Below are 919 nucleotides of genomic sequence, written 5' to 3'. Positions count from 1 at the left end.
GCCCCAAGCAGCGTGAAGGCGAGCGCCGGCCCGATGAAACCGTAAATGCCATGCGCGGCGTAGACGGTGCCGAACAGGATGAAGGCACCGGCCGCTGTCAAGATCGCCGGAATATAGGCGCCCGCGGCGCCTTGTACGGGCATCTTGAAGCCGGTGCGGCGGACGAACTCGCCGCCCACGACCAGCACAAGGCCGAGCGCGCCGGCCATGGTCAGCCGTACGCCGGGGCCGAAAATGCCGGCTTCGATGGTGTAGCGGATCAGGAACAGACCGCCCAGCGCCAGGGCGATGCCGCCGACCCAGACCGCCCAGCGGGTGCCGAGCGCGGTTTCGACATCGGATTGGCGGGCGGCTTTCGTCGCTCCGGGAAGCTCCGCGGGTTCCACCGCCTTCGGCGCCGGTTCTGGAGCGGTCCACGGCCCGGACACGATCTCGCCGGTCGAGTCTTCCGTTTCCGTGGGTGGCGCCGGTGCGGCGACCGGCTCGCTTGTCGCTGGAGAGGGAATGTCGGCCGCTGCCGCAACGGCTGGAATCACATCGGCGGGCACGTTGTCGGCCACCGTCTGTTCGGACGGCTTGGCCGCAGGCGGCACGGCTCCCGAGAGCACAAGGCTGCGCAGCGCGCCAAGCTCGCGCTCGACAAGGCCGATGCGGCTCTGCTGGCGCGAAATGATGACGAACAAGGCGATGATGGCGACAAGGCCGATCAGGCTCTCAAACATGGCGGTTCCCCCAAACCAGGCCAGTTTTCACTGACGTTTCGTCTCACTGACATGCAAATGCGGCGGCCAAACGGCCAGAAAACTCAGCGCGCCGCCAGATTGGCGGCCGGAAAGATCGAGCATGTTTCGGTGCCGAAAGCCAGCAGCTTGCCGCCGCCATCCTTCAGCGTCGCTTCCGACACCGCCAACGTGCGGCC

The 919-nt window shown here is 67.1% G+C and carries 1 protein-coding gene; it reads right to left on the bottom strand.

Going from position 1 to position 919, the window contains the following annotated elements; translation table 11 throughout:
• Positions 1–722: DUF2339 domain-containing protein (locus tag EN884_RS37175; RefSeq protein ID WP_164895473.1), on the bottom strand; the 722-nt coding region annotated here is incomplete at its 3' end.
• Between the last annotated feature and the right edge of the window lie 197 nt (positions 723–919).

The sequence above is a fragment of the Mesorhizobium sp. M7A.F.Ca.AU.001.01.1.1 genome (assembly GCF_004022735.1).
GTDB classification, from domain to species: domain Bacteria; phylum Pseudomonadota; class Alphaproteobacteria; order Rhizobiales; family Rhizobiaceae; genus Mesorhizobium; species Mesorhizobium ciceri.
Note: the sequence above shows the minus strand (reverse complement) of the source record. Positions and strands in the feature narration are given on the sequence as shown.